The following is a 26,901-nucleotide window of genomic DNA, read 5'->3' as shown; positions in this document are numbered from 1 at the left end:
CTACCCTAAATCCGATTTTTTTCTCTGACGGTAACGCCAGCTATGTTAACTACTACCTTGAAAGCTACTTCTGCGCCAACCGTTTTGCCAGGAACACCTTTCTTATTAGAAAAGGTTGATTTTCAAACTTATGGTGACATCATCGGCCGTTTGCGGGTGGACGCCTGGCGTAATGAAAGCGGCATCGACCCCGTCTTTTTTGCCCGCCCCACCTGGATTGAAGCCCTCGATGAAGATGCAGAGCACTGGTTGATTACCGACAATGGCCTGCCCGTGGCCTCAGGCCGCCTCAGCCTGCACACTTCCGTGACCGACGTGCCTTATGCCTACCTGTTGCCGGACTATTGCCAGAAAAAACTGTCTAACATCCTGATTGCTACCATCAGCCGCATGGTGGTGGTGCCCTCGCACCGCGGCCACGGTTTCTCCACCCTGCTCGACCGTGTGCGGGTGGCCGAAGGGCTGGCCATGGGAGCCAGTGTGCTGACGGCGGCTACGCAGCTGGAATTTCGGCAAAAGGCCCTGGCTAAACTAGGTTTTAACACGCTCTGCGATGTTCGCAAAGCACCTGAGCGGCCCGACTGGCCGCTGTATTTTATGGTATACCATGCTGCTGACCCTGCCTCGCCCGCGCCTGCAAGCCGCCTTTTTTAAGCTGCTGAACCTGCAGCCCGGCGAAGAGCGCACGGTGTTGTTGTTCAGTCTGTATTCGCTGCTCATGGGGGCAGCGGTGGCCGTGTTTTATACCTGCACCACGTCGTTGTTTCTCACCAACTTCGACCGGGAGCAGCTTCCCCTGGCTTTTGTTGCCGGCGGGGCATTCATCTATGCGCTGGGCCTAAGCGTGCAGTATTTGCAGCGGCGGCTGTCGTTTGTGCAAGTAAATGCCGGACTGGTGCTGTTCATGCTGCTCACGGTGGGCGGGCTGTTGCTATTGAGCACGGTGGTGCACAGCAAGTGGCTGTATTTCGTGCTTTTCCTCTGGAACCGCGGTTTTGTTTTCATCAACGGCATCGTGTTCTGGGCCACCCTCAGCCGGGTGTTCAACTTCGAGCAGTCGAAGCGTCTGTTTAGCTTTATCGGCCTGGGCGATGTCGTGTCGTCCATCATCAGCTACTTGTCGGTGCCGCTGCTACTCAAGCTGTTCTCGCCCGACCGCCTGCTGGGCGTGGCCTTCCTGTTTCTGCTGCTTTGCGCGGGGCTGATGGCCTACATTCGGCGGCGCTACCGCGCCGTGCTGATGGCCGAGCAGGTGGCCCCCAAAGCGGCCACCCCGCCGCCCATCGCCGGCAAACTGGCCAAATCAATGGGCCGTTCTTACTATTCGCTCCTGTTTTTATTGGCTTTGTTGCCGGTATTCGGGTTGGTGTACGTGGAGTTTATGTTCTCGGTGTTGTCGAAAGAAGTGTACCCGAACAAAGCCAGTCTGGCCAGTTTTCTGGGCCTGTTCTTTGGCATTTGTGCCGTGATTGAGCTCTTCATCAAGACGTTTTTGTATAACCGCCTCATCAGCACGTATTCCATTCGCATTGGCATTGTGCTGCTGCCTATTTTATTGATATTCAGCTATGTGCTGGCGGCGCTCTACGGCACGGCATACGGAGTGACGCCGCTGTTTTTTGCCTATATCGCCCTGAGCCGGTTTTTCCTGAGCTCCATTCGGCGGTCCATCAGCGAGCCGGCCTTTCAGGTGCTGTTTCAGCCCATCCCACCTGCCGAGCGCACGCTGCTGCAAAGCCGCATCGAAGGCAGCCCGAAGGCATTGGGTACGCTGCTAACGGGCCTGTTGCTGCTGGGCCTGGCCGCCATCGGCCTCAATACCATGGTGGAGCTGAGCTACATTTTCATTGCCGTACTGGTGTTCTGGGCCATCAGCTCGTTTCGAATTCAGGGTGAGTACCGTGTCATGCTGGGCGAGGCCATTGGTCGGTCGGCAGCCTACATTCACAACCTCAGCAAAGGGCAGTCGGCTACCGCGCTGGAAGCGGCTGCGCCCCAGGCAGCGGTGCTCACCAAGCAGTCATTGGACGAACTGGGCCAGCTGGTGGGCTCGGAAGTGGCCGCCGACCGTTGCCGGGCCGCCGTAGGGCTCGGTAATTCGGGCAGGTTCTACGCCTACCAATACCTGCTGACCTTGCTCGACGACCCTGACCCGGAAGTGCGTACCGCCGCCATTCGGGCCGCTGGCCAGCTGCGCAAGCCCGAGTTGTGGCCGCGCCTGTTCCAGTACTTGGGCACCGAGCGCTACCAGGCCGCGGCCACCGCGGCACTGCTGGAAATCGGCGAGCCGGTGATTCCGGCCCTCACCAAGCTATTCAACCAGGGCGACTTGCCACGGGAACGGCAGGCCGACATCGTGCAGCTTGTGAATCAGATTGGGGGCGAGGGAGGCCTCCGCTTTTTGCGGGCCAGCATCAACCACCCGGTGCAAATGGTACGCGACAAGGTTTTTATCGGCTTGACGCGCCTGCACCACCGCGCTACCGTTACGGAGCGGCCGCATTTGCTGCGGCAGCTCGACGAGCAAGTAGAGTTGCTGGTGTGGCTGGCTGCCACCCGCCTCGACCTGCAGGACTACCCCCGGTATTCGCTCATGAAGCAGGCCCTGACGCAGGAAAAGCAGCACGTGGTGCCCAAGGTATTCAACCTGCTTTCGGTGCTGTATGGGAATAATCAGTTTGATGTTATCAGCGAGCTGATTACCCAGAAGAATGACGAAATCCAGGGGTTTTTGCTGGAACTGCTGAGCACCATTCTGCCTACTGAGGTGAAGGACAATGTACTGCCGCTGTTCGCAAATGTGCCGCTGGCCGATAAAGTCCGAAAATGCTCCGTAAATTATCCGCAGCAGCAATTGGGCACGGAAGCACGGCTCCACGATTTCATCAACAAAGACTACAACAAGGTGACGCCGTGGGCCAAAGCCGTGGCCATTCGGGAATTGCTGACCTGGCACCAGACCGACCCTACCGCTATTTTGGTAGCCAACGCGGTTGCTCCGGAGCCATTGATTGCTGAAACGGCCTTGTACGTCTTGCATCGGCTCAATCCGGAGCGGTTTGCTGCCCTCTATCAGGTGCTGCTGGAACAGGACCAATCGGCTGCTATTCAGTTGGCTACCCGCATTGTCGGCGGCATGGCTGAGGACGAGTTGCTGGTGCTGAAACTCGCGGCCGAACAAGTGGGAGACAATTCCCTGATTAGTACTTAAAACGTATATATTTAGCATTAATTGCTTTTATAAATTGTTCCCTTTGCCCATGACCCGGTATTCGCTCTTTTTGACGTGGCTCCTGCTTTGCTGCCTGCTGGGTGGTCGGGCTGCTTATGGCCAAGGCGAAACCGGAGGCCTGCCCACCCGAACGTATCTGCCGAGCCAGTACAACGCTCACAGTCAAAACTTTGCCGTCACGCAAGACCGACGCGGCGTGCTGTATGTGGGCAACTTTGCCGGGGTGCTGGAGTACGATGGCCTCACCTGGCGCACCATTCCCACGGCCAACATTACCAAAGTGTCGGCCCTGCTCACGGCGGCCAACGGCATGGTGTACGTGGGCGCAAACGGTGAATTTGGCTACCTGGCGCCCGATAGTGTGGGCGCCCTGCGCTTCCGGAGCCTGAGCCAGCGCACCAAGACCCGTTTCAATGAAGTGCTGGCAGTGGTCGAAGCCAAGGACGGCATCTACTTCGTGGCCCGCAATGTCCTGTTTCAGTGGAACGGCAAAGCCCTGCGCGAGTGGGCCAGCCCGGTGCCCATTCAGTCGGGGTACCAGCTGGGGCAGTCGCTGTACGTGTTTCAGCCGCAGCGGGGCCTGAGCACGTTTGCCCAGGGCAAATGGCGCGCTGTTGCCTTGCAGGCCGACTTTTCTACGCTCTACGGGTTGGTGGGGATGTTGCCCACCGGGGGGGGGAAGGCCTTGTTGGTCACCACCAATCACGGCCTGCTTCAGCTGGCCAATAACGTCATTCGCCCGTATCCGAGCGCCGCCAACGACCTGCTCCTCAGCGACCAGCCCAGCGGCGCGGCGGTGCTGCCGGACCATTCGCTGGCGGTGAGCACGCAAAGCGGCGTGCTGCTGCTGGATGCGGCCGGTCAGTTCAAGCAAAAATTCCGGTACAGCGTCAACCTCTCTGGCCAGCTCATCAACGCCATTTACGCTGACCGCGAAAGCAACCTCTGGCTGGCCCTGGACAACGGGTTGGCGCAGGTAGAAGTCCCTTCGCCGCTGACGCTTTTTACCGAATCGGCGCAGCAAACCGGCGAAATTACCGACATCCGCCGGGTAGGGGGCGTGCTGTATCTGGCGGCGGCCAATGGCTTGTTTCGATTGCAGAACGGCCAGCCACGTCCCGTGGGGGGCTTGAACATTGGCTCCTTCAAGCTCGCCGAAGCGGGCGGGACGCTGTTTGTGGCCACTAGCCGGGGCCTGTTCCAGCTGACGGCCAACGGCCCGCGCGAGCTGACGCAGGAATACACCATTTGCGTGTTGGCTTCCAAAGCCAACCCTTCGCTGCTTTACGTGGGCACCCAAAACGGCTTGGGCGAAGTCACCCTCAAGCCGGGGCAGGCCCCAAGCTACCGGGCCTTGCCAGGCTTGTCGGAGCGGGTATTCGGCATCGAGGAAGCGGGCGACGGCAGCGTGTGGCTTGAAACCCTAACCGCTGGCCTCTACCGGCTGCTGCCCGCCACGGGCGAGCTGCGCCACTACGCCGCCGCCCAAGGCTTGCCCACGCAGCTCTACAACCATCTGGCGACGGTAGAGGGCCGCCTGCTGGCGTACAACGACAAAGGCATTTTTCGGTTTGACGACGCCCGCAACCGGTTCGTTGTCTTCAATCCCTTTGGTAAGCACAGCGTGGCCGAGAACTGGAAAAACAGTTTGTTGGAGGACGATGCCGGCAATGTTTGGACCGTGGAAGGCGACAAGAAAACCATTACGCTGCACCAGAAAACGAAAAGCGGGTTCACGTCGGTTACGGCTCCTTTCCTGCCCCTTTCCACCTCACCCATCAACCTCATTTACCCGGACCAGCAGGGCGTGGTCTGGTTTGGCGGGCGCGATGGCCTGGTGCGCTACGACCCCACGGTGCGCAAGGCCTACGCCCAGCCCTACGATGCCCTCATCCGCCAGGTGCAGACGGTAGGAGAGAAGACCCTGTTCGACGGCGCCCGCGCCGCCAGCACCGCCTCTGCCGATACCCTGAACTACGGCGCCGTGAAGCTGGACCCCAACGGCAACGACATCAACTTTGAGTTTGCGGCGGCCACGTTTCCGGTGGGGCAGGCGCTCACGTTTCAGTACATGCTCGAAAATTACGACCGTATCTGGTCGGACTGGACGGCCACCAACACCAAAGAATACACCAACCTGCCGCCCGGCCAGTACCGCTTTCGGGTGCAGGCCCGCAACATTTACGGCACGACCAGCCGCGAAGCCACCTACGCCTTCACGGTGCTGGCGCCCTGGTATGCCCGCTGGTGGGCCATTGCGCTGTTTGTAGCCGCGGGTGGGCTGTTGCTTTCGTGGGTGGTGCGGTGGCGGCTGGCGGCGGTGGTACGCGAAAAGCAAGCCCTCGAAACCCTGATTCAGGAGCGTACCGAGGAGGTGGTGAGCCAGAAAGCCGAGCTGGAAAAGCAGTCGGACGAGCTGGCCGTGAAAAACGACCAACTCGAAAAAATCGACCTCATCGTGCAGTCCATCAACGCCGAGATTGACTTCGCGAACCTGTTCCAGATGATTCTGGCCAAGTTCTCGGTCATCCGCAACATGAACAGCGCCAGCTTCCTGATTTACGACAAGCCCACGGAGTCGTTCCGCTTCAAGGCCCTGCGCGGCAACCGCGACCTGAGCTACGTGCAGTCGGTGCAGCTCACGCTGGAGCAGGCCGAAAACCGTTACCTCACCAATGCCGTGGAGGTGTACGAAGACATCTACCTGAAAAATCAGGTTGACTTTGCGGCCCTGGGCAGTCCGATTGATGACTTGACAACGCCCAAATCATTGATTACCATTGTAATTGAATCGGAAGGGCACATTGAAGGCTTTATCACGCTGGAAAATACCACCCGCACCGATGCATTCGATGAGCGGGACATCAGCATGATATGCAACCTGAAGGAGCACCTGATTGCAGCCTTCATCAAAACGCGCTTGCTCGAAAGCCTGGAAAACACCCTCAACGACCTGGAAAACACCCAGGGCGAGCTTATTCGGCAGGAAAAGCTGGCGTCGGTAGGCCAGCTCACCAAGGGCATTGTCGACCGCATTCTCAACCCGCTCAACTACGTCACAAACTTCTCCCAGTCTTCGGACGAGGTGATTAGTGAGGTGGTGGAAATCCTGGAAAAGCAGCAGGAATTGCTACCTGCCGCCACGCTGGATGATTTGCTGGATGAACTAAATGTACTGAAAACCAACTCGGTAAAAATTCAGGAGCACAGCGCCAGCACCACGCGCATTCTGAAAGACATGCAGAAGCTGCTGAAGGAAAAATCGCGCGACCTGATTGAAACCGACCTCAACGCGTTTATTGAAAACAAAGCCCGCGCCGCCATTCAGGAGCTGAGCCCGGAATACAAAACATTTGCCATCAATCTGGAATTCGACCTCGAGCCGTTGCCCGTGCGCATCAGCCTGTTGCCTTACGAATTTGGGCAGGTGGTCCAGAGCATTGTGAGCAATGCCTACTACACCTTGTTCGAAAAAAGCAAAACGGCCAAGGATTTCGCTCCGGCGCTGCGCATCAGCACCCGGCTGGCCGATGGGCAAGTGGTGGTGCGCCTGCGCGACAACGGCAAGGGCATTGCGGCCCGCGAGGTGCCCAAGCTGTTCAGCCCCTTTTTCACCACCAAGCCCACTTCCAAAGGCACCGGATTGGGCCTGTTTATGGCCAAAGACATTGTAGAAACCCACAAGGGCAAGATTGAAATTGACACACTCGAAGGCGAGTTTACCCAGATTACCATGACCTTGCCCACGCTGAACGGGTAGCCGGTGCTGCCCGCCTTTTTATCCCATCACTAATTCCCAGCTGTATGGAACCATTGAACGCCGTAGCCGCTCCCGAGCAACTGCACAATCGTAGCGTACCGCCCACGCCCAAGGCCCAGCTCGCCGTCCTGCGCAAGCAGATTGAAAGCACCCTGGAGGCATTGGAAAAAGTGCAGGATGAGCTCATTCGCCAGGAAAGAACGGCCTCCGTGGGCCAGCTCACCAAGGGCATCGTCGACCGTATTTTCAACCCACTCAACTACATCACTAATTTCTCGCAGTCATCCGACGAGCTGGTGCAGGAAGTCATCGAAACCCTCAAAAAACAGCAGCACGTTTTGCCTATCGACACGCTCGACAGCCTGTTTGATGCTCTCAATATGCTGAAGTACAATTCGATGAAAGTTCAGGAGCACAGCGCTTCTACCACCCGCATTCTGCGAGATATGCAGCGCCTGCTCAAAGAAAAATCGCGCGAGTTCATCGAAACCGACCTCAACTTGTTCATTGAAGGGGAAGTGAAAACGGCGCTGCAAAACGTGGAAAAAGAATTCAACTCGTTCCCCATCAACGTGGTGATGGAGCAATGCCCGCAGAGCCTGCGGGTGAGCGTGCTGCACTATGAGCTGGGCCAGGCCGTGCAGGACCTGGTAAATAACGCTTGCTACGCCATGTTCGAAAAGAGCAAATCGGGCCAGGCGTTCACCCCGGAGCTGCGCATCACCACCCGGCTGGTGAATGACTACAGCGTGGTGGAGCTGCGCGACAATGGCACCGGCATTCCGAAACACGAAATCCCCAAGCTCTGCAACCCCTACTTCACCACCAAGCCCACTTCCAAGGGCACGGGACTGGGCCTGTTCATGACCAAAGACATTATTGAAACGCACAACGGAAGTTTTCACATCGACTCCCAGGAAGGGGAATTCACCCTGATTACCGTGCGCCTGCCCACTATTGCTGGCTAATCCTACGTCCTTTCTTGCCTTATCCCTTACTCATCGCTGAATGAAACCGTTGAATGAAGTGGCTGCCACCGAGCACCCCAGTAGTGACTCCCTTGCGTCGGAAGCGGAGCTGACCGCCTTGCGCGAGCAGGTGGCCCAGCTAGACCGACTGGCCGCAATTGGGCAGCTAACCGCGGGCATTTTGCACGAGATAAAAAATCCGTTGAACTTCATCTCCAGCTTTGCCCGCCTCTCGGGTGACCTGGTGGGGGAGCTGACGGATTTTGCGGGCAAGCTGCCGGACACGGCCGACGCCGAGGATTTTACCCAGGTGCTCGACATGCTGACCGCCAACCTGACCCGGATTCGGGAGAACGGGGCGCGGGCCGAACGCATTATCCTGGGCATGCTGGCCCAGACGCGGGGCGACGGCAACCATTTTGAACCCACGGACGTGAACGCGCTGGTTGAAGACTTTGCCAAGCTGGCCTACCAGGGCGTCCGGGCCGGCAACGTGAACTTCAACGTGTCGCTGAAGTTCGCGCTCGACCCCGGACTTGGCATGGTTACCATTGCGCCGTATGAGTTCAACCGCGTGATTATGAACCTCGTGCTGAACGCTTGCTATGCCGTGAACGAGCGCAGCGAGCAGCAGCAGGACGGCTACAAACCCGCCATCAGCATATCGTCGGAAAAGGCCGATGACCACATCGACATCAAAATCCGTGACAACGGCAACGGCATTTCCGACGCGGTGAAAAGCAAGTTGTTCACGCCGTTTTTCACTACCAAGCCGGTGGGCAAAGGCACGGGCCTGGGACTGTCGCTGAGCCGCAACATTGTGCAGGAGCTGCACAAAGGCCGGCTGAGCGTGGAGTCGACGCCGGGCGAGTTCACCGAGTTTACCATTCGGCTGCCGTTGGGCCTGCCGGCCACCACGTAACGCGCATTCAATCCTCTTCCTTACAACAGCCATACCTTTCAATTCAAACGACTATGACCATCAAAATACTAAGCGTGGACGACGAGCCTGACATGGAAATGCTCATTACCCAGCGTTTCAGAAGGCAAATCCGCGACAAAAGCTTTGAATTTATTTTTGCCAACAACGGGGCTGAAGCCCTCGACCGGCTGGAGGAAAACAAGGACATCGCCCTGATTTTGTCAGACATCAACATGCCCGAAATGGACGGGCTGACCTTCCTGACCAAGTTCAACGACCGCAAAAACCCGCATCAGAAGGCGGTGATGGTGTCGGCTTTCAACGACATGGACAACATCCGGACGGCCATGAACCGCGGGGCGTTCGATTTCGTGACCAAGCCCATCAGCTTCGAGGACTTGGAAACGACGCTCAACCGCACCATCGAGCACGTGCTTTCCCTGATTGAGTCGCAGCTGGAGCACGACAAGCTGGAGTCCATTCAGAACGACCTCAACATCGCGCAGGACATTCAGCACCGCATGTTGCCGATGAAATTTCCGCCCTTCCCGGAGCGCAAGGATTTCGACCTGCACGCCTTTCTGAAAGCCGCCAAAATGGTGGGCGGCGACCTGTACGACTACTTCCTGATGGAAGACGGCCGCCTGTTTTTCATCATCGGCGACGTATCGGATAAGGGCGTACCGGCCTCGCTGTTCATGGCCATCACCAAAGCCATTTTCAAAAGCCACTTTGCCAGCAAAAACTGCGGCACGCTGTGCGAAGAAACGGTGCGGGTGAACGGCTTCCTAAGCGAAGAAAACGAGTCGATGATGTTTGTGACGGCATTTCTGGGCATTTTGGACCCAGCCACCGGTGTGATTGAATACGTCGACGCCGGCCACGAGTCACCCTTGATTCTGCGCAAAAACAACGAAGTGGAAGTGCTCAAGAAAAAAGGAGGCCTGGCCCTGGGCATCGACGGCGAATTCGACTACATCTCGCACACCATGCAATTGGAGCCCGGCGACACCCTGTTCCTCTACACCGATGGCGTGCCCGACGCCAATAACAAAGCCGGCGAGCGGTTCGGCATGGAGCGCGTGAAGCTGCTGCTAGCCGGGGCCACCTCGGCCGCCACGCCCACCCAAATCGACGAGATGATGTACCAGAACCTGAAAGAGTTTATCGGCGACAACGCTCAGTTCGACGACATCACGCTGCTCACCCTCCGCTACGACGGCTAAACGGCTTGCTCAGATTACGATACAAAAAGAAAGTCCTGCTGAGCGGTGCGCTCAGCAGGACTTTCTTTTTGTATCGTAATCTGAGCAATGCAGCGCTTAAAAATCTGTTTGGGTTATGCAAAAGCCGCCCAGCATGACGTTGAAGCTGTTTAGAAAGTCAAAATCGTTGTCATCCTGAGCGCAGCGAAGGACCTTATCACGTCAGAATAGGCGTTGTTCTGACGTGATAAGGTCCTTCGCTGCGCTCAGGATGACAGACGTGTAGGCAAAGCAGACTTGCTAAACAGCATGACGTTATAACTTTAGCACACTTGCTTCTGCTTAACCACTTAAAAAGTATGCGTCGCCACTACTTCCTTGGTTTCCAGGTCTAGGCGCTCGAAGCGGCGCAGCTCCTGGTGGGAGCCAAAGTCCCGGTCGCCGTTGATGATGACGGCACTGACCACGAAGATGTATTTGCCCGTGAAGGACGTGTTGCGAATCATGTGGTCGATTCGCTCGCTTGAGGCTTCCAGAATAACTTCGGTGGCTTCCTGCAACGGGTATTTGGCGGCGAGAATCCGTTCGCGCTGCGCTTGCAGTATGCGTACCAGGCTGTATTGCTGGTAGTTGTCGTCGGGTGGGCTGGCCGGCAACTCCACGCCGTCCCAGACCTGCTGGAGTGCTGCCACGGCCGCCCCGCAGCAAGAAGAGGGAGCGGGCTGGCCCACCCGTAATATTTTTCCCAACTCGCCCTGGGCCGTGACGCCGATGTGGGGCGCGTAAAAGATGAGCGCGGCCCCATCGTCGGGCACGTGGTGGGCGAAGGCCGCCATGCCGGTGAGGCCCACGAAGGGGTAGCCGTCGAGCCCGCCCAGATTGAACGGGCCGAGCATTTGCCGGCCCTCTTCGGGGTAAGCAATGGCATTCACGTCGTCGGAGCAGATGGAGTGGGCCAGAAGAATCTGGCTGGGGTGCAATCCGTACTCGTTTTTCAGCACATCCAGGGTGCGCTGCACGAAGGTGCCGGACTCAATGGCATTGGGGTAAAACTGGCGGACAAACTCTTGCATAAAAAAAGGGAGAGGTGGGAAATGTTAGAGCAGAATATCATCAACGGGCTGCATACGGGCCGGCAGCTGGGTTTCGCCCAGCATTTCGCGCAGGTCAATTTCGACCGTGCGGCAAATGGCCGTCATGGGTACGTCGTTGACGTAGTTCTCGAAAGGGTCCTCGCTGTTATCGCCCACAATTTCCATGGTAGTGAAAATCCAGGAAATGAGGACTGAGAAGGGAATGTTCAGCCACACGCCGGTGCCGTCGGCCATCTTGCTGAACTCGCCAAGCAGGCCAAAGGGCAGCAGCAGCACGAAAATGCGCACGAAGACATTGCTGAAATACGCATACTGGCGCGGAAAAGGCGTGTTTTTGATGCGTTCGCAGGCTCCTTGCAGGGTGTAAGCGTCCCGAAGGGCCATCATCATATCGATGTGGCGAAAATCTTCAATCAGGCCCTCTTGCAGCATATCGGTCAGGGCCTGGCTCTGGTTGTGCAGGATTTGGGCCGCCGGGTTTGCTTTGGACATTACCTGGGCGTACTCCTCAGCACTCAGAAAATCTTCCACCCGTGGCTCGCCCGCCGGCTGAACAATGCCCGTGATGGTGGGCGTATGCGTCAGGTTTTGGCGGTCGTAGATGGTAGAGCGGCGCAGCTGCAGCCGCAGGGCATTGGCCCAGGCCAGCTGCCGGTAGATGAGGTCCCGGTGCCGGACATGCAGCTCCGCGTTGGGCAGTGGCATTGTCATGTGTCGGTTAATGACATAGCCGCGCACTTGCCCGCCCCATTGGCGACACAGGTTCAGGATGCCGCCCCATTGCTTGCGCCCCTCCCAGAATCGGTCGTAGGACTGGCTGTTTTTGAAGCCCATGTAGAACGACACGGCAATGCCGATGGTGCTCAAGGGCAAAAACGGCAGCCGGATGTCGATGTGATGCGGCTGCAGGTACACATACGATACCGTCACCAAGGTGGCCCAGATGGTGAAAAACAGTAGGTTTTTCCAGGCAAAACGCAGTATTAGACCTGTTCGAATATTGCGGCGGGTGTACATAGAGGGGTGCTAAAAGGGGACAGAAGCCGGCCAAAACCGGCATCACCCAAAGTGGAAGTGTCGAAGGTAGGTCGCTGTGCTGGGCAGTCTAAGCAGCAACCGTATCCGTGCCGTAAAGTAAGCTAACGCCGCACAATGGGCGAAGCATTTTGGTCCCTTTATTTGCAGCAATAGCAGAATTTCTATCACTTGCCAGCCAATGGCCGAGCGGAATAACTTTCTATTAATACATTTGAGGAATGTTATTAGCTGTTATTCAGCGTTCTGCTTGATGATGGCGAAATGCGCTGCATTTTTGAATGCCTGAATCAGAACAATAAAAATAAAATAGGTGCTATGCTGAAAACGCCTATTTTCGTATCGATTTCTGTGTTGCTTCGTACGTGTTTTTAACTGCTGGCAGTTTGCGGCGTCGCTTTAGTACGGCAATCAACTGCTTCCTTTCTCACCCCAAAATTCCCACCGTATGTTCCAAGAATTTCACAAGCAGACCCTCGAGCGGCTGCTCCAACACCCCATCGTTCCTGTATTCCATACCGATGATGAGGAGTACGCCCGGCAAGTAGTTGATGCCTGCTATGCGGGTGGGGTGCGCGTGGTTGAGTTCAGCAACCGGGGCGATAATGCGTTGCCTGTTTTTACCTACCTGCGGGAATACGTGCGCCAGCAGTATCCCGACCTTACGCTTGGCATTGGCACCGTCTACACCAATCAGGAGGCGGAAATATTCATTGAAGCCGGGGCCGACTTTGTGGTACAGCCGGTCATTTCGGCCACCGTGGCTGCCATCTGCCGCCACTACGACCGGCTGTGGATGCCGGGGGCAATGACAATAAACGAGATTTACCAGGCCATGCGCATGGGTGCCACCATCATCAAGGTGTTCCCGGCCCATGTCGTGGGCCCGGCTTACGTGAAAGCCGTGCGCGGCCCGCTGCCCAAGGTGAAGGTGATGGTGACGGGTGGCATCGAACCCACGCAGGAGAGCCTGCGCGCTTGGTTCGGGGCCGGGGTCAACGCCGTTGGCATCGGCTCTCAGCTGTTTAATGGCTCCACTGAGTTGTCTTCGCTCACGCCCCGCATTGTTGAGCTGCTGGAGTATGCCAATAACCTGGTTGGCGAAAGCGCTTAGAGCATAAGCAAATAGGTAGCAAGAAAGGCGGTCATGCAGAGCGTAGCGTAGCATGACCGCCTTTCTTGCTAAAACTGAGCCTTACTCCTCCATGATGTCCTCGTTCCAGAGGGCGGGCTCGGCTTCGATGAACTCGTTCATCATATCCACGCATTCCTGGAGGTCGAGGTCGACGACTTCCACGCCGTGGCTTTCCAGGAAAGCGCGCGACTCGCCAAACGTGCGCGACTCGCCCACCATCACCTTCGGGATTTTGAACTGCACGATGGTGCCGGCGCACATGTAGCACGGCATCAGCGTAGTGTAAATGACGGTGTCGCGGTAGCTGCGCTGGCGGCCGGCGTTGGTGAGGCAATCCATCTCGCCGTGCTTGATGGCGCTGTCTTCCTGCACGCGCTTGTTGTGGCCCTGGCCGATGATTTTGCCGTCGCGCACCAGCACCGAGCCGATGGGAATACCGCCCTGCGAGCGGCCCAGCCGGGCTTCGTCGATGGCGGCTTGCATGAATTCGTCTTTGCTGGCGGCGGTGTTTTGGGGTTGCATAGGTGTATTGACTGGTGAGTGGGATGCTGAGGCTCAGCGGTTGCTTTGCAAGTACAGCAGCGTGGTGCGGTACGGGCGGCTGGGCGTGTATTTGTCGTTGATGATGAAGTAGCCGCTTTTGTAGGCGGCAATGCCTTCCCAATTGTAGCCCATGTATTGCTCGGGAAACTCCCACACAGGCTGCCAGGTGAAGCGTTTGTTTTTGAACGTAATATCGACCAACCGGCAGTAGTTTTTAAAGCCCTTTGGCCCAGTAATAAGTTTGGTATTGGCGGCGTCGGCGGGCGGGACGCGGTACACGGCATCTTCGCCGTCACCTTTGAAGAAGTAATTGATGGCCGTGAAACGGTTCTTGCCGACCGACGTCATGTCCGTAATGCGGAACGGTAGCGGGTCGAAAGGTAATTGGCGGGGAACTGACGTGTTGGAAATCCGGCGCTTGTTGAGGCCGTAGGCGTGGTTCTGACCAGGCGAAGATTTGTGTTCAAAGGAAGTAACAGGAGGTTTGTTCATCCGAATTATTTTCCGAGCTATTTCGAAGTCCTCACCAGGAAAAGAATTGTATTCGAAGAAGGCAACAATTTGCTTATTTACTTGAGTTATTGCCTCAAAACCGGCATTGTAGATGTGCGAGCCATCGGCGGCCAGTGGCTTGGCCAGCGTCACCAGGAAGGTGGTATCTAGGTCAACCGCAGTTGAATTCAGCTGGCCTTTTAGCAGGTAGCAATTGGCTGAAGGAGTGGCGGTTTCAACGGACAGGTAAATCTTGTTCCCGTCAATGAGCATGGCCTCAAGGCCTTCGTAGCTTTGTCCGGCCGCCTTCATACGGGCGCGCAACATCGGAAGGTTGTTGAGGGGCAGCTTCTGGTAGGGCAGGACGTAGGCGGTATCCAGAAGCTTGCGGTCTACGTCGGCCAGCTGCACAGTGTATAGCTTGGCCTCGGCCTTGTCCTGCAGTCGGCTTTCTGATAGCAGAAACAGCTGGCCCTTGCTGATGGCGAGGCCGGAAAACTGGTTGTCGTAGAACTCCAGCTCCTTGGGCAGCGAAACCGGGTGTACCGTAAATGGAGGCGTTTGCGCCAAAGCCGGCGGCAAAGTCAGGGCGAGCAGCAGGCTCAGCAGGTACTTCATGCGGTGGTAATCAGCAGGCATTAGCGGGCGCAAATACCCTTGTAGGGACAGTGCTCGCACTTCGTGAAGTCATCGGTTTTGCGAATGGGCTCGGTGGGGTCCAGCATCCGCAGCACAATCTTACGCACCAGCTCTTCCGAAACCGCCACGAAATCTTCGCCGCCCTCGGTGAGGAAGCTGAGGTCGGCGGAAAGCAGTCCCTCATCGAGGTTGCGCAGGGAGAGGATGGACGTGTCGGCCGTTTCGCGCTTGGCAGTGTGGGCCAGCATAAGGCGGTAGAGCCAGAGCTGACGCACTTTGTCGGCGCTGCTGCTGGCTTCGTGCAGGAGGCGGTCAATGGCTTCGGACGGGCTGAGGCGGTCGCGGTAGCCGCGCAGCTGGAGGTCGTTGCGCTTCACGAGGCCCGATTTGTAGTCCACCACGCGCAGCCGTCCGTCGGGCAGTTGGTCCACGCGGTCGGCAAAGCCAGCGAGGCGCACGGCCAGGCGCTCGGTTTGGCCGGGCACGTCCACGAAAACGGTAGCCACCAACTCATCTTCCAGCGAAAACAAGCGCAGCGGTAAGATGCCGGGCTGTTCCAGCATGCTTTCGAGCAGGCGCACCACCAGGCGGGTAGCCACCTGGCCGTACACGTGGTTCAGGCCCTCATCGGCGCGGGCGTGTTTCTCGGTTTCTTCCTGCCGCAGCACTTTCTGCACTTCGGCCGGAGCTTGCCGCACAAGGTCGGGGATGTCGGCCGCCGTAATCAGACGGGCATCCTGCTGGAAGGGACGCATCAGGTTTTCCAGTGCCTCGTGTATCATGGTGCCGAAGCTGCTGGCTTCGAGCGTTTCTTCCACCGCCTCGTTTTCGTGGAAGCGGGCCACCTTCGAGAAGTAAAATCGCAGCGAGCAGGCCAGAAAATCGTTGAGACGCGAGGGGGAAATATTGCGCTCCAGCACGCCGCGCAGGGCGGCCAGCATCTCGGGGTCTTTGTCCAGTATAAGGTCGCCCTGATAGCTTAATGAGGAATGAGGAATGAAGAATGAGGAAATAGCGGGTGTTCCCAATTCTTCATTCTTCATTCCTAATTCCTCATTAGGGGAGGCTACGCCGACCGTTAAGTCTTCCAGCGTAAGCTGCGGGTTTTGGGGCAGCAGGTCGTTCTGCAATTGCAGCAGGAAGCGGCTGCGCTCGCCGCTTTTCATGCCCTCAGCGCCGGGCAGCACGTGTACCAAATCGACGCGCTGGGCCCGCTGCAGCAGGCGCCAGAAGTTATAGGCCGTAATTGCCTCGGCGTCGGCGTAGGTGGGCAGCTTAAATTCGGTGAGGACGTCGTAGGGAAACAGCGACTGCTGCTTTTTGGGGGCCGGCAACACGCCCTCGTTGCAGCTCAGAATGATGAGGTGGTCGAAATCGAGGGCCCGCGTTTCGAGCAGCCCCATTACCTGCACATCGGCCAGCGGCTCGCCGGAGAAGGGCAAGCGGGTGCGGGCCATCTGCTCGTACAGGAAACGCCGGAAAGAGCGCACCGACAGGCGCTGCTCGCGGCAGTCGAAGGCCGAATCGAGCTGTTTGACCAGGGTATAAAACAAGTACAGGTACTCGGCGCCGAGGCTGGCTTCGCGGTCGGTGTCGGCCATTTCGGCGGCGTACACCTGGCGCAGCAGGTCGATGATGGTGTAGCAGGCGGCGATGATGTCGTCGCAATTGTCCCAGGTTTTGAACAGGGCCTCGATGAGCGGGTGATGGGCACCCATTTTCAGTAGCTCGGTGGCGGGCAGCAGCACAGCGTTGACGCGCACGATTTCCCGGCAAATCTGGTCCAGAATGCCGTGGAACTGGGGCTGGTCGGCCTGGCGGTCCTGCCACTGCTGGTAGCGGCGCAGAAAAGGGTGCGAAAGCAATTTGCTCACGGCCAAATGGTGGTAGCGCGGCACCCCGTAGCCGGTTTCGGCGCTACCCTCCCGGATGCCGGTGAGGTGCACCTCAAACAGCAAGTCGACCAGGTTGAACAGCGGCGTGGCCTGGAAGCTGAGGCCCATGGTCACGTTGTAGTCGGGCACCTCGTCGGGCGGCAGGCCGTGGAGCACGGGCAGGAGCAGGGTTTCGTCGGGCAGTACCACGGCCACGGTGGCGTCGGGGTAGCGCTGGCGGGCTTCGGCCAGGAGCTGACCGGCCAATTTGCCCTGCATGCTGGGGTTGGCCACGCCCAGATAGCGCACGTGGTGGGGCTGGCCGCGCAGCCACTCCACGCCGCCGCCGAAATTGTCGAGCGGCAGCTTCCACTTTTCAAAATAGCGACGCAGATGCTGGCCGGCGCGGTTGGGCGAGTCTTTTTCGAGGTAGAACGGGTCGGCATCGAAGCGGACTTCGGCCCGTCCTGCGCTGATGAGCAGCCGAATCAGCTTTTCTTCCGACTTGGACAAGTTGCCCAATCCCACGAAAACGTGGCGGGCTGGGTCGGGGGCGGCGGGGTCCTCAAGCTGCTTTTCGAGCTTTTCGACGGCCATGCGGTAGGCCAGGCCGGGGTAGGCCAGGCGGTCGGCCAGCATGCGTTTTTTTAGCTTGTGGTACACCTGCTCCAGCTGGTCCCAGAAGCTGAAGGAATGCGCGGCGGCTTGGCTTTTCTCGGGCAGCGCATCCAGCTTCCAGCGTTCGAGGGCTTTGGCCTGGCTCAGGTATTCAAAGAGCTTGTGGGTGGGGGCCAGGTTCTGGTCGAGGTTGGAGAAGTCGCTCAGCAGCAGGCCGGCCCAGCCCACGAAGCGGTCGAAATCCAACCCGGTATCGATGCCCTTGAGAATGTCGTAGAGCAGCAGTTGCAGGGCAATGGGTTCCTCCACCTGCACGCCGGCCAAGTCCACCATGTAGTCTTCCATGGCGGCCACGCGCGGGGCCCACAGCGGGGCCCCGCCGGGCAGGGCCAGGGCCAATTCATTTTTCAAATACACCACGGCACGGCGCGTGGGCACCACCACAATGATGTCGGACAGTTCATCGAGTGGGCCGGAGCCGTAGCGGTCCAGCAACTCGCGGGCCGTGGCGGCCAGGAACGAAAGGGAGGCCGCGGGCGGAACGGCAGCAATGGCAGGGGCAAAAGTGGGCGTTGGCATCAAAGCAAAGATACCGGCTGGGGCAGTAGGGGCGAGGCTTACGCGTAGCCAATTGCCGAACGAAAGGCAGAATTACCGGCGGGCTTCACCCCCAAGCCTTTTTTCGTACTTTCCCGCCCAAATCCTCATCTCCTGCGCATGAAACAACTATTCCTTACCGCGCTGGCCGCGCTCGCGCTGGCCACTGCCCAGGCCCAGACCACGCCCACCATCATCCCCGAGCCGGCCCCAACGGCGCCCGCTCCTGACCCGCTCTGGCGCAAAACCCTGAAAACCGGCCTCGGACTCAACGAGTCGCTGCTGAGCAGCAACTGGCGTGGCGGCGGCGTGAACACCATCGGCTTCAACGCCCTGTTCAACACCAGGGCCAACCGCAAGCTGGGCCCGCACAGCTTCGACAACGAAGCCGATTTCCTGTTTGCTTTTTCTCAAACCAAGGGACTCGGCTACCGCAAGGGGCAGGACCGGCTTTACCTCGACACCAAGTACGGCCGCGCCATCAGCAGCCAGTGGGACATGTTTCTGTCCCTGAACCTGCTCTCGCAATTCGCCCCCGGCTACAAATACGACACCGATGCCGCCGGCCTCGACCGCGCCCGGCTCACTTCCGATTTCTTTGCGCCAGCATTCATCACGGCCGCTTACGGCTTCGAGTACCATCCCGCCACTTATTTCCATCTACGCCTTGCGCCGTTCGCCCCGCGCCTTACCGTCGTCAACCGGGCCGACCGTTTCGTGGCTGCCCTCGGCGATACGCCCTACGGCGTGAACCCCGGCCACAGCACCCGCTTCGAAGTACTGGCCGCCCAGATTCTGGCGGAGCTGGACAAAAACATCAGCCCCAACGTCAACCTCAAGGCTCGCTACCTGCTATTTGCCAATTACAAAAACCTGAACTTTCAGGAAATCGACCACCGTCTCGACGTGGGCCTCACCGCCAAAGTGGGCAAATACGTGAATGTCGCCCTCAACGGCATTGCCCTCTACGACTACGACCAGGACCACGGCGTGCAGTTTTCGCAGGGGCTGACCATCGGCATTGCCTATGCCGTGCAGAATTTTGTGGAGGCGAAGAAGTAAATCGGCCGCGCTTATTTCCGGGTAACCACCGCCATGGCTTCCGAAAACGTGAGCACCGAATAGTCGGCTTCGTGGGCTTTCAAATAGGCCAAAAAGCCACGGTGGACCTGGCTCGAAATCTTAAAAATCTGTCCCCCAACGCCGTGAATCTGGTACACGCCCATGCCGTGGGCCTGCTGCACCTTTTCGGCGAAGGCAATGAGCTCGGGTAGGGTAGTGCCGGGCTCCACCATCCAGCTGGGCACCTGCATGGGATTCAGGGACGTGAAATTGGTAATGATGCTGGTGCGGTCGCCGCCGCCCCGCCCGTATTTTACCAGGCCGCTGCGCTGCACGGTGGGCAGGTAGTCGACGGCGCCGATGAACGTGTTGTTGCACGGGTAGGCAAAGGCACGGGCTGTGCGGCCAGGGTCCAGCAAGGCCAGCAGCGCGTTTTGCGTCCTGATTTCCTGCATGATTTGGTCCACCGTGTAGGTTTCAATGGCCACGGCTTTTAGCCAGCCCAGCTTTTCGGGGCAGGGGTGAAACAGGGTGTGGTTGGCCAGCTCGTGGCCGTGCGCGGCCGCCGCCCGCCAGCCCACCACGGCCGCCGGAGCTTCGCCAATGACCTCCGTTTCCGACGACCCTTGAATGGAATTTAAAAAGAAAGTGGCCTTCAGCCCTGCCGAATCGAGCTGCGGCAGGGCCGTGGTGCGCTGGGTGGTCAACCCGTCGTCGTAGGTCAGGCAGATAATGGCTTTTCGGGGCTTGCCGGCTTGCGTGGGCTGCGCAACGGCGGCTGATGCGCCAGCGACTGCGAGACCAAAGGCAAGAATATAGCGGTATTTCATGGCTCAAGGTAGGCAGTTTTTGTCGGGAGATGCCCCTTGCTCAAATACCCCTGGTTCTTTCGGTGTTGTACACTACAAAGAGCAGTTAAGAAAAGCCGCACGTCATTATCATTATCGCCGGCGCTGCCAAGGTAGGCGCGACGCCGAGAGTACCGCGCTACCGCAGCGCGTAAATCCGCTCAATGATTTCCACCACTTTCAGCCCTTCCAGCGCATTGGTCGTGGCGAAGCTGCGCTTTTGCACGGTGTCCACCACGTTTTCGATGACCTGCACATGGTTGGCGGCGGAGCCCTGGAAAGCGCCGTAATGATTGGCCGGGTTGGTGGGGGCCAACTCCGGCATCTGGTAGCCTTCGAGGTGGCAGTATTCCACCTTGTCCATGTACTGGCCGGCGATGCGCAGGCTGCCGCGCTCGGCCACCACGGTGAGAGAACTTTCGAGGTTGCGGTCCCACACGGCGGTGCTGTAGCTGAGCGTGCCGCTGCCGCCGCGCACGAGGTCGAAAGTGACGAGGCCGCTGTCTTCAAATTCCGTCAGCCCCGCGTGGGTAAAGTCGCGAAAGCGGGCCGAGATGTTGGCAATGTCGCCAAACACCCAGTACAGCAAATCGACGAAATGGCTGAACTGGGTGAAGAGCGTGCCGCCGTCCAGCGCCTGGGTGCCCTTCCAGCCGCCTGGCTTGTAGTAGCGCGCGTCGCGGTTCCAGAAGCAATTCAGCTGCACCAGAAACACCTGGCCCAGCCGGCCCTCGTTGTAAATCTGTTTCAGCCACGCGGCCGGCGGCGAGTAGCGGTTTTGCATCACCCCAAACACCAGCCGGCCGGTTTGCAGGGCGGTGTGCACGACGGTTTCGGCATCGGCTTTGGTCAGCGCAATTGGCTTTTCGATGACGACGTGCAGGCCGTGGCGCAGGCCGGCCACCGCCTGCGGGGCGTGCAGGCCGTTGGGCGTAGCCACGGTGAGAACGTCGGTGGCGGGGCCGTTTTGCAGGTATTCTTCGAGGGAGTTGAAAAAGGGCACGCCGGGAAATTCCGCAGCAAGGCCAGGCTGCAACTCCGTTCGCACGTCAATCAAGGCCGTTAATTCGCCGCCGCTGTGGCGCGAAACCAGCGCGGCGTGGCGCCGGCCAATGTGGCCTACTCCACAAATGGCGAAGCGGACGGGTGAGGTTTGCATGCGGAAATCAGGGTTTAAGAAAAATTTCGCACCGAGTTAAAGAGAGGTAAAAGGAGTTCCAATGAGTATAACATGGCACCCGCCGTGAAACTCAATTTGCCTCTGTTTAACTCGGTGCGAAAAACAATTTATTAGCCACTAAAACTGCTTCACAAGTTCTACGATATAGGCCTGCTGCTCCTCCGTCAGCAGCGGGTGTATCGGCAGCGACAGCACGGTTTCGCACAGCCGCTCCGCCACCGGAAACTGCCCCGCTTGGTAACCCAAATAGGCATACGCCGGCTGCGCATGTACTGGCAGCGGGTAGTAAATCATGGTCGGCACGCCGCATTTCCGCAGAAACAACTGCATCTCATCGCGGCGGCCCGCGCCTTCCACCTGAATGGTGTACTGGTGAAAGACGTGGCTGCTGCGCGCATCGCGGGCGGGAATGGTGATACCAAGTACGGTAGCCAACGCAGCATCGTAGTAAGTCCCTACAGCCTGGCGGGCGGCGGTATTGGCGGGTAGCTGCCGAAGCTTCACTTGCAGCAGGGCGGCTTGCAGGGTGTCGAGGCGGGAGTTGAGGCCAATGCGCTGGTGGTGGTATTTCTGGCTTTGGCCGTGGTTGGCGAGCTGGCGGAGCAAGGTGGCGCGGGCAGCGTCGCGGGTGATGAGCGCGCCCCCGTCGCCGAGGCCGCCCAGGTTTTTGGAAGGGAAAAAGGAGGTGGTACCGATTTCGCCCACCGCGCCGGCAAAGGCGGTCTCGCCGTCGGCAAAGCGAAAAGTTGCGCCAATTGCCTGGGCATTGTCCTCAATCAGGGCCACGCCGTGCCGCTGCGCAATGGCCCGCAATGCTTCCAAATCGGCGCATTGCCCAAACAAATGCACGGCCACAATGGCGCCGGTACGCGGCGTGAGGGCCGCTTCTATGGCGGCCGGGTCAATGTTGAAGGTGTCGGGGCGCACGTCGACCAGCACTGGGCGCAGGCCGAGCAGCGCTGCCGCTTCCAGAGTAGCAACGTAGGTGAAAGCAGGAGTAATTATTTCGGCCCCGGCCGGCAGGTTCAGGCTCATCAGCGCCAGCGTGAGGGCATCGGTGCCGTTGGCGCAAGGCACAACGTGGGCGTCACCCAAGTAGGTGCCCAGCGCGGTGGTAAACTGCTCCACCGCTGGCCCTTGGATGAAGGCGGCCGAATCCAGCACGGCCTGCATTGCCTCGTTCAGAGCCGGTTGCAGCGCGGCGTGCTCCGCTACCAAATCGAGCAGGAGGATGGGGGAAGGCGGGGCGGGAAGAATCAAGGGAAATCAGCGAAAAAGGAGCCAGCCAAAGATACTGGGCAGAATCAGCCCAACTCCCGCAGCAGCCAGTGAAGCTTCAGCAAATCGAGGGCTCGCAGGCGCGGTGTGGCCGAAAGTAGCTGCCGGCGCAACCTAGGTGCAGCAGCGGCCAGCCCCATGCTTGCCACTCCTGACAGCCCCAGCCGGCGCAGCCGTAGAGCCGTTTGCAGCAGCCGGGCATCGGTTCCCAGCCCATCCTGTCGGTACACTTGCGCGAGGTTGCGCACGGCCTGCTCGCTTTTCTGGAGGAATTGCGCGGCTGGTTCCAGGCCAGCGTGCAGCACGGGGTTATCCAGGTGCAGCACCGGCACTTGGGCCGCTGCCAGCTCTACCCCGAATTTGGTGTCTTCGTGCCCGTAGCCGGTCAGGCGCTCATCGAGCGGAAATTGGCGGAAAACATCGGCTCGAATCAGGGCGTTGTTGATGGTGAGTTGGCTATACGGCGCAGCCTGGCGCACAGCCGCCGGCCGCGCCTCCCGGGCTTGGCCATAGAGCCAACGCAACTGGAGTGCTGCATCGGCCGGGGGCGTGGCCTCGTAGCAAGTACCACCAATGAGCACGGCGGCGCGGTTTCGCGCGGCGGCGTAGCGCGCCAGGAATTGCGCGTCGGGCAGCAGGCTGTCGTTGTCCAGCAGCAGCAGCCACCCGTGCTGCGCGGCGGCGGCCAGCTGGTTGCGAATGGCGGCCCGGCCCACGTTGCGCGGCAGCTCGTGGTAGCGCACGGCTGGCAGCGCCGCCAACGGCCGGTTCAACGTCCGAAATTCTTCCCACGAACCGTCATCGTATAACAGTATTTCCAGCGGGCCGGGCCAATCGGCGTGCTGCATCACCAACGAAGCCACTAGCTCGTTGACGTTCCAATTAAAAACCGGAATCAATACCGACAGCCCAGCAGCCATGTGCATGCTCAATTAATAACGCTCATTCCACACCGGCTGGCACACGATGCCCGCTACCGCTGCTTCGCCGAATCCAGCAATTCTCCGTCTTTGCACGTCAGCACGCGGTGGGGGTATTGCTCAATTAATTGAAAATTGTGGGTGGCCATCAGAATAGCAGTGCCGGCATTATTTATCTCGCCAAACAGCTGCATGATGCTGGCCGATACGTCGGGGTCGAGGTTGCCGGTGGGCTCATCGGCCAGCAGCAGCAAGGGCTCGTTCAGCATGGCGCGGGCAATGACCACGCGCTGCTGCTCGCCGCCCGAGAGGCGGTGCGGCATGCGGTTGGCTGCCCCGCTCAGGCCCACGCGCACCAGCACGTCGGAAATGCGCTGCTGCTTCTGCGACTTGCCTTTCCAGCCCGTGGCGTTGAGCACAAACAGCAGGTTTTCGGCCACGGTGCGGTCCGAGAGCAATTGAAAATCCTGAAACACGATGCCCAGCTTGCGCCGCAGGTAGGGCACTTTGCTGGCCGGCAGCTTGGGCAGCGCAAAGCCCGCCACGGTGCCCGTGCCGCTTTGCAGCGGCAGGTCGGCATACAGCGTTTTCAGCAGCGACGACTTGCCCGAGCCGGTGCGGCCCACGAGGTAGCAAAAAGCGCCTTTTTCCAGCGAAAAAGTAACGCCCTGCAACACCGCCTGCTGCTCCTGCATAATCGTTGCATCGTGCAGCTCAATCACGTTTTCACTCATACCGTTACAAACTCAAGGGCTGCAATTTTCCAAATTCCAGGCCCGAAATCACGGCCGCCAGCTCGGTTTCCTTGCCTTCGAGGCCGTAGCGGTGCAGGTCTTTCAGCGGGCGGTCGGCCCGGAAATACGCAATGAGCACGAAGCCTTCGTCCCGCAGCTGAATGTAGTCGGGAATTTTGGCCTTGCCTTTTACTTTGATGATGTACATGGTTGAATTAGGAATGAAAAATGAAGAATGAGGAATTACAGAACGTCAAATTCTTAATTCCTCATTCTTCATTCCTAATTAAGCGTTAAGAATTAACGCGTTTGTGGTCGGCCAGGAACGTGGCCAGGCCCTTATCGGTGAGCGGGTGGCTGAGCAGGCCGGTGATGACGCTGAGCGGGCAGGTCACCACGTCGGCCCCAATTTCGGCGCACTGAATGAGGTGCGGTACGTGGCGCACCGAAGCCGCCAGTACCTCGGTGGGGTAGCCGTAGTTGCTGAAAATCTGCACTATCTGTTCCACCAGCTGCAAGCCGTCGTGGCCAATATCGTCCAGCCGGCCCACGAAGGGCGACACGTAGGTGGCCCCGGCCTTGGCGGCCAGCAGGGCCTGCCCGGCGGTGAAAATCAGGGTGCAGTTGGTTTTGATGCCTTTGTCGGAGAAGTACTTGATGGCTTTGATACCGTCCTTAATCATGGGCACCTTCACCACAATGTTGGGGTGCAATTCGGCCAGCTCCTCGCCCTCGCGGACGATGCCGTCGAAATCGGTGGCAATGACTTCGGCCGATACGTCGCCTTCCACCAGCTCGCAGATTTTGCGGTAGTGGGTCATCACGTTATCGATGCCGCGGATGCCTTCTTTGGCCATCAGCGAAGGGTTGGTGGTCACGCCGTCGAGGACGCCCAACTCTACTGCTTCGCGGATGTCGGCAAGGTTGGCGGTATCGAGGAAGAATTTCATGGGAAAGAGTAGTCAGTATTAAGTAGTCAGTAGTTAGGTAGTTGAGTCTGAATACCGACTACCTGATACTGACTACCGACGAAAAAGAATCGGCCCCAAAGCTACTCATTCGGCCGCAACATGCGGGCTGGAGGAGCGTCGGGGCCGACGAGAAAGGGCAAAAAAAAGCAAGCCAAAATCGCACCGCTACAACCACCTACCCTTGCTACCTTCCGGTCCTGGGGGAGTTCAGCAGGAGCTGGTCGTTCTGACTTGCCGCTGCAAAGGTACGTTGCGCAGCCGGTTTTTTGCAAGGCAAGGACGCATTTTGGCTGAAAACTGCGGCCATCCAGCGGCAATGCGCAAGCAAGCGCTTGAATACCGGCTGTTTAGGCCGGAGCGTCTTAAAAAAGCTGACGGCCGGCACAGGATTTTGGCCGCAACGGCATCAAAGGTCCTAACTTCCCTTATGCATGTGTCGGCTTCGCTTTCTGATGAGGACTTGTTGGTGGCTTTGCGGGCCCGGCAGCCCGGCGCGTTCGAGGAAGTGGTGGCCCGCTACGGGGCGCGGGTGCTCAATACCTGCCTGGGCCTGGTGCCGCAGCGGGCCGATGCGGAGGACATGACCCAGGAAGTATTTGTGGAAGTGCACCGCCAGCTGGCGGCGTTTCGGGGCGAGGCCAAGCTAAGTACCTGGGTATACCGCATTGCCGTGAACAAATGCCTGGAGTGGCAGCGCTACCGCAAGCGGCAGAAGCGGTTTGCCTTTTTTACCAGCCTGTTCGGGGCCGACGACAACGCGCCGGCCCACGACCTGCCCGATTTTGACCACCCCGGCGTGCTGGCCGAACGGCGGGAGCAGGCCGCCATTTTGCTGCAAGCCGTGGCCCGGCTGCCCGAACGACAACAGGCCGCTTTCACGCTTTTTCATCTTGAAGGGCTGCCCCATAGCGAGATTGCCGAGACGCTGGACTTGTCGGTGGGCGCCGTAGAATCGTTGCTGCACCGGGCCAAAGCCAGCCTGCAGCAGCGCTTACGAGGGTACTACCAAGAATATTTGGCCGGGTAGCGCAGGGTTTTGTCGTTGATGACATCTAAGCCTTTAGACCGATAGACCGACATGAAAAACGAACCACTTTCTGAGCACGAATGGGTGGAGCAAACGCTCCGGAGCCTGGAAGGAACCGCGCGCCCGGAACCTTCGGCCTGGCTCTATGCGGGCGTGCGCCGTCGGCTGGCGGCCGGGCCGGCGCCGATGGAGGCACCGGGCGTGGCCTGGGTGCTGGCCCGCGTGGCGGTGCTGGCCGCTTTGGTGGTTGCCAATATGGTCACGTTTGCCCACCACGACGACTTCGTGGCCGACAATGGCCTGGCGCCGACCCCCGTGGAATACGCTTACCCGACGCTGTCCGACTACTGATATAGAAGCTGTTTCGGAAGGGTCTCGCTTGCCGGTCCGACGCCGTAGGGGTCCGACCGGTCGTCGGTCAACGGCCGTTGGCGCCTCGTTCGGGCGGCAACCGGTCGGACGCCTACGCCGTCGGACCGGGCGGAACCGACGGCCTAAACCGCTTCATTGCAACAAACCACGCACACCTCCCATGGCCGTTTCCCAAACCCGCGTCCTCTCCCTGCTGGTGGGAGCTTTGGCCCTGCTCAATGTGGGCCTGCTTGCGCTGCTGTGGCTGGGCCGGCCCGGCCACGCACCACGTAAGCCGCCACCGCCCGCCGTGGGGCCGGTGGCGGCTTACGTGGTGCCTGAGTTGGGGCTCACCCGGCAGCAGCAGCAGCAGTACGAGGCCCTGCGCCAGCAGCACCAGGCCCGGATGCGGCAAT

Annotated in this window: 23 protein-coding genes and 1 other RNA gene; 11 read left to right on the top strand and 13 right to left on the bottom strand. The window is 59.0% G+C overall.

Going from position 1 to position 26,901, the window contains the following annotated elements:
* Positions 1-57: 57 nt before the first annotated feature.
* From JKL48_RS09910 to JKL48_RS09885, 6 genes are all read left to right on the top strand, one after another.
* On the top strand, positions 58-654 hold the full coding sequence (locus JKL48_RS09910) for a GNAT family N-acetyltransferase (RefSeq protein WP_201981923.1): 597 nt from the start codon (positions 58-60) through the stop codon (positions 652-654).
* Entirely contained in the window at positions 608-3,211 is a 2,604-nt protein-coding gene (locus JKL48_RS09905) for a HEAT repeat domain-containing protein (protein ID WP_201981921.1), read from the top strand. The genes JKL48_RS09910 and JKL48_RS09905 overlap by 47 nt, the downstream gene beginning before the upstream one ends.
* A 70-nt stretch (positions 3,212-3,281) precedes the next feature.
* Positions 3,282-6,992, top strand: coding sequence for a sensor histidine kinase (locus JKL48_RS09900; RefSeq protein WP_201981920.1), 3,711 nt, complete (start codon positions 3,282-3,284; stop codon positions 6,990-6,992).
* A gap of 44 nt (positions 6,993-7,036) precedes the next feature.
* Complete coding sequence (locus JKL48_RS09895; protein WP_201981918.1) at positions 7,037-7,960, top strand: sensor histidine kinase; 924 nt, start codon at positions 7,037-7,039, stop codon at positions 7,958-7,960.
* 40 nt (positions 7,961-8,000) lie between these two features.
* The gene (locus JKL48_RS09890) at positions 8,001-8,882 is read left to right on the top strand and encodes a sensor histidine kinase (protein WP_201981916.1); all 882 of its coding nucleotides are present in this window, start codon (positions 8,001-8,003) and stop codon (positions 8,880-8,882) included.
* Between the two features lie 53 nt (positions 8,883-8,935).
* The gene (locus JKL48_RS09885) at positions 8,936-10,108 is read left to right on the top strand and encodes a PP2C family protein-serine/threonine phosphatase (protein ID WP_201981915.1); all 1,173 of its coding nucleotides are present in this window, start codon (positions 8,936-8,938) and stop codon (positions 10,106-10,108) included.
* 329 nt (positions 10,109-10,437) lie between these two features.
* On the opposite strand, the gene JKL48_RS09880 is transcribed toward JKL48_RS09885, so the two are convergent.
* Both JKL48_RS09880 and JKL48_RS09875 read right to left on the bottom strand, forming a co-directional pair.
* A complete protein-coding gene (locus tag JKL48_RS09880; protein ID WP_201981913.1) occupies positions 10,438-11,160 on the bottom strand; it encodes a hypothetical protein in 723 nt (240 codons plus the stop codon).
* Positions 11,161-11,184: 24 nt separating this feature from the next.
* On the bottom strand, positions 11,185-12,198 hold the full coding sequence (locus tag JKL48_RS09875; protein WP_201981912.1) for a bestrophin family protein: 1,014 nt from the start codon (positions 12,196-12,198) through the stop codon (positions 11,185-11,187).
* 466 nt (positions 12,199-12,664) lie between these two features.
* On the opposite strand from JKL48_RS09875, the gene JKL48_RS09870 reads away from it, so the two are divergent.
* A complete protein-coding gene (locus tag JKL48_RS09870) occupies positions 12,665-13,330 on the top strand; it encodes a beta/alpha barrel domain-containing protein (RefSeq protein ID WP_201981911.1) in 666 nt (221 codons plus the stop codon).
* Positions 13,331-13,411: 81 nt separating this feature from the next.
* Here the strand turns inward: JKL48_RS09870 and JKL48_RS09865 are convergent, their stop codons facing one another.
* Genes JKL48_RS09865 through JKL48_RS09855 form a run of 3 tightly spaced genes read right to left on the bottom strand, consistent with a single transcriptional unit; the run spans position 13,412 to position 18,096 of the window.
* A complete protein-coding gene (locus tag JKL48_RS09865) occupies positions 13,412-13,873 on the bottom strand; it encodes a nucleoside deaminase (protein ID WP_201981909.1) in 462 nt (153 codons plus the stop codon).
* Between the two features lie 33 nt (positions 13,874-13,906).
* On the bottom strand, positions 13,907-15,025 hold the full coding sequence (locus JKL48_RS09860; protein WP_201981907.1) for a hypothetical protein: 1,119 nt from the start codon (positions 15,023-15,025) through the stop codon (positions 13,907-13,909).
* On the bottom strand, positions 15,025-18,096 hold the full coding sequence (locus JKL48_RS09855; protein WP_201981905.1) for a PD-(D/E)XK nuclease family protein: 3,072 nt from the start codon (positions 18,094-18,096) through the stop codon (positions 15,025-15,027). The genes JKL48_RS09860 and JKL48_RS09855 overlap by 1 nt, the downstream gene beginning before the upstream one ends.
* A gap of 138 nt (positions 18,097-18,234) precedes the next feature.
* Here JKL48_RS09855 and JKL48_RS09850 point away from each other — a divergent pair, with 138 nt between their 5' ends.
* Positions 18,235-19,176 carry a DUF3078 domain-containing protein gene (locus tag JKL48_RS09850; RefSeq protein ID WP_201981904.1) on the top strand — a complete coding sequence of 314 codons (942 nt, stop codon included), beginning with the start codon at positions 18,235-18,237 and terminating at the stop codon, positions 19,174-19,176.
* Between the two features lie 11 nt (positions 19,177-19,187).
* Here the strand turns inward: JKL48_RS09850 and JKL48_RS09845 are convergent, their stop codons facing one another.
* The 8 genes from JKL48_RS09845 to ffs form a co-directional block, all read right to left on the bottom strand.
* The gene (locus JKL48_RS09845) at positions 19,188-20,006 is read right to left on the bottom strand and encodes a polysaccharide deacetylase family protein (RefSeq protein WP_201981903.1); all 819 of its coding nucleotides are present in this window, start codon (positions 20,004-20,006) and stop codon (positions 19,188-19,190) included.
* A 157-nt stretch (positions 20,007-20,163) separates the two neighbouring features.
* On the bottom strand, positions 20,164-21,183 hold the full coding sequence (locus JKL48_RS09840; RefSeq protein WP_201981902.1) for a Gfo/Idh/MocA family protein: 1,020 nt from the start codon (positions 21,181-21,183) through the stop codon (positions 20,164-20,166).
* A 138-nt stretch (positions 21,184-21,321) separates the two neighbouring features.
* Positions 21,322-22,464 (bottom strand): DegT/DnrJ/EryC1/StrS family aminotransferase, encoded by a 1,143-nt coding sequence (locus JKL48_RS09835; RefSeq protein WP_236668712.1) that lies wholly within the window; start codon positions 22,462-22,464, stop codon positions 21,322-21,324.
* A gap of 44 nt (positions 22,465-22,508) precedes the next feature.
* Positions 22,509-23,402, bottom strand: a complete 894-nt coding sequence (locus tag JKL48_RS09830) for a glycosyltransferase (protein WP_201981900.1) — start codon at positions 23,400-23,402, stop codon at positions 22,509-22,511.
* Positions 23,403-23,455: 53 nt separating this feature from the next.
* On the bottom strand, positions 23,456-24,136 hold the full coding sequence (locus tag JKL48_RS09825) for a cell division ATP-binding protein FtsE (protein ID WP_201981898.1): 681 nt from the start codon (positions 24,134-24,136) through the stop codon (positions 23,456-23,458).
* Between the two features lie 4 nt (positions 24,137-24,140).
* Positions 24,141-24,344, bottom strand: coding sequence for a fructose-6-phosphate aldolase (locus JKL48_RS09820; RefSeq protein ID WP_201981895.1), 204 nt, complete (start codon positions 24,342-24,344; stop codon positions 24,141-24,143).
* 85 nt (positions 24,345-24,429) lie between these two features.
* A complete protein-coding gene (gene fsa / locus JKL48_RS09815) occupies positions 24,430-25,086 on the bottom strand; it encodes a fructose-6-phosphate aldolase (RefSeq protein ID WP_201981893.1) in 657 nt (218 codons plus the stop codon).
* 161 nt (positions 25,087-25,247) lie between these two features.
* An RNA gene (gene ffs, locus JKL48_RS09810) (signal recognition particle sRNA small type) lies at positions 25,248-25,345 on the bottom strand.
* A gap of 195 nt (positions 25,346-25,540) precedes the next feature.
* On the opposite strand from ffs, the gene JKL48_RS09805 reads away from it, so the two are divergent.
* The 3 genes from JKL48_RS09805 to JKL48_RS09795 form a co-directional block, all read left to right on the top strand.
* Positions 25,541-26,134: an RNA polymerase sigma factor gene (locus JKL48_RS09805; RefSeq protein ID WP_317191919.1), complete on the top strand. Its 594-nt coding sequence runs from the start codon at positions 25,541-25,543 to the stop codon at positions 26,132-26,134.
* A gap of 51 nt (positions 26,135-26,185) precedes the next feature.
* Positions 26,186-26,485 carry a hypothetical protein gene (locus tag JKL48_RS09800; RefSeq protein WP_201981889.1) on the top strand — a complete coding sequence of 100 codons (300 nt, stop codon included), beginning with the start codon at positions 26,186-26,188 and terminating at the stop codon, positions 26,483-26,485.
* 181 nt (positions 26,486-26,666) lie between these two features.
* Positions 26,667-26,901, top strand: a 235-nt coding sequence (locus tag JKL48_RS09795; RefSeq protein WP_201981887.1) for a hypothetical protein, incomplete at its 3' end; no start/stop codon positions are given.

The sequence above is a fragment of the Hymenobacter rubidus genome, assembly GCF_016734815.1.
In the GTDB taxonomy this organism is placed as follows: domain Bacteria; phylum Bacteroidota; class Bacteroidia; order Cytophagales; family Hymenobacteraceae; genus Hymenobacter; species Hymenobacter rubidus.
The sequence above is the reverse complement of the archived record's forward strand: the minus strand, read 5'-3'. Positions and strand labels throughout refer to the sequence as shown.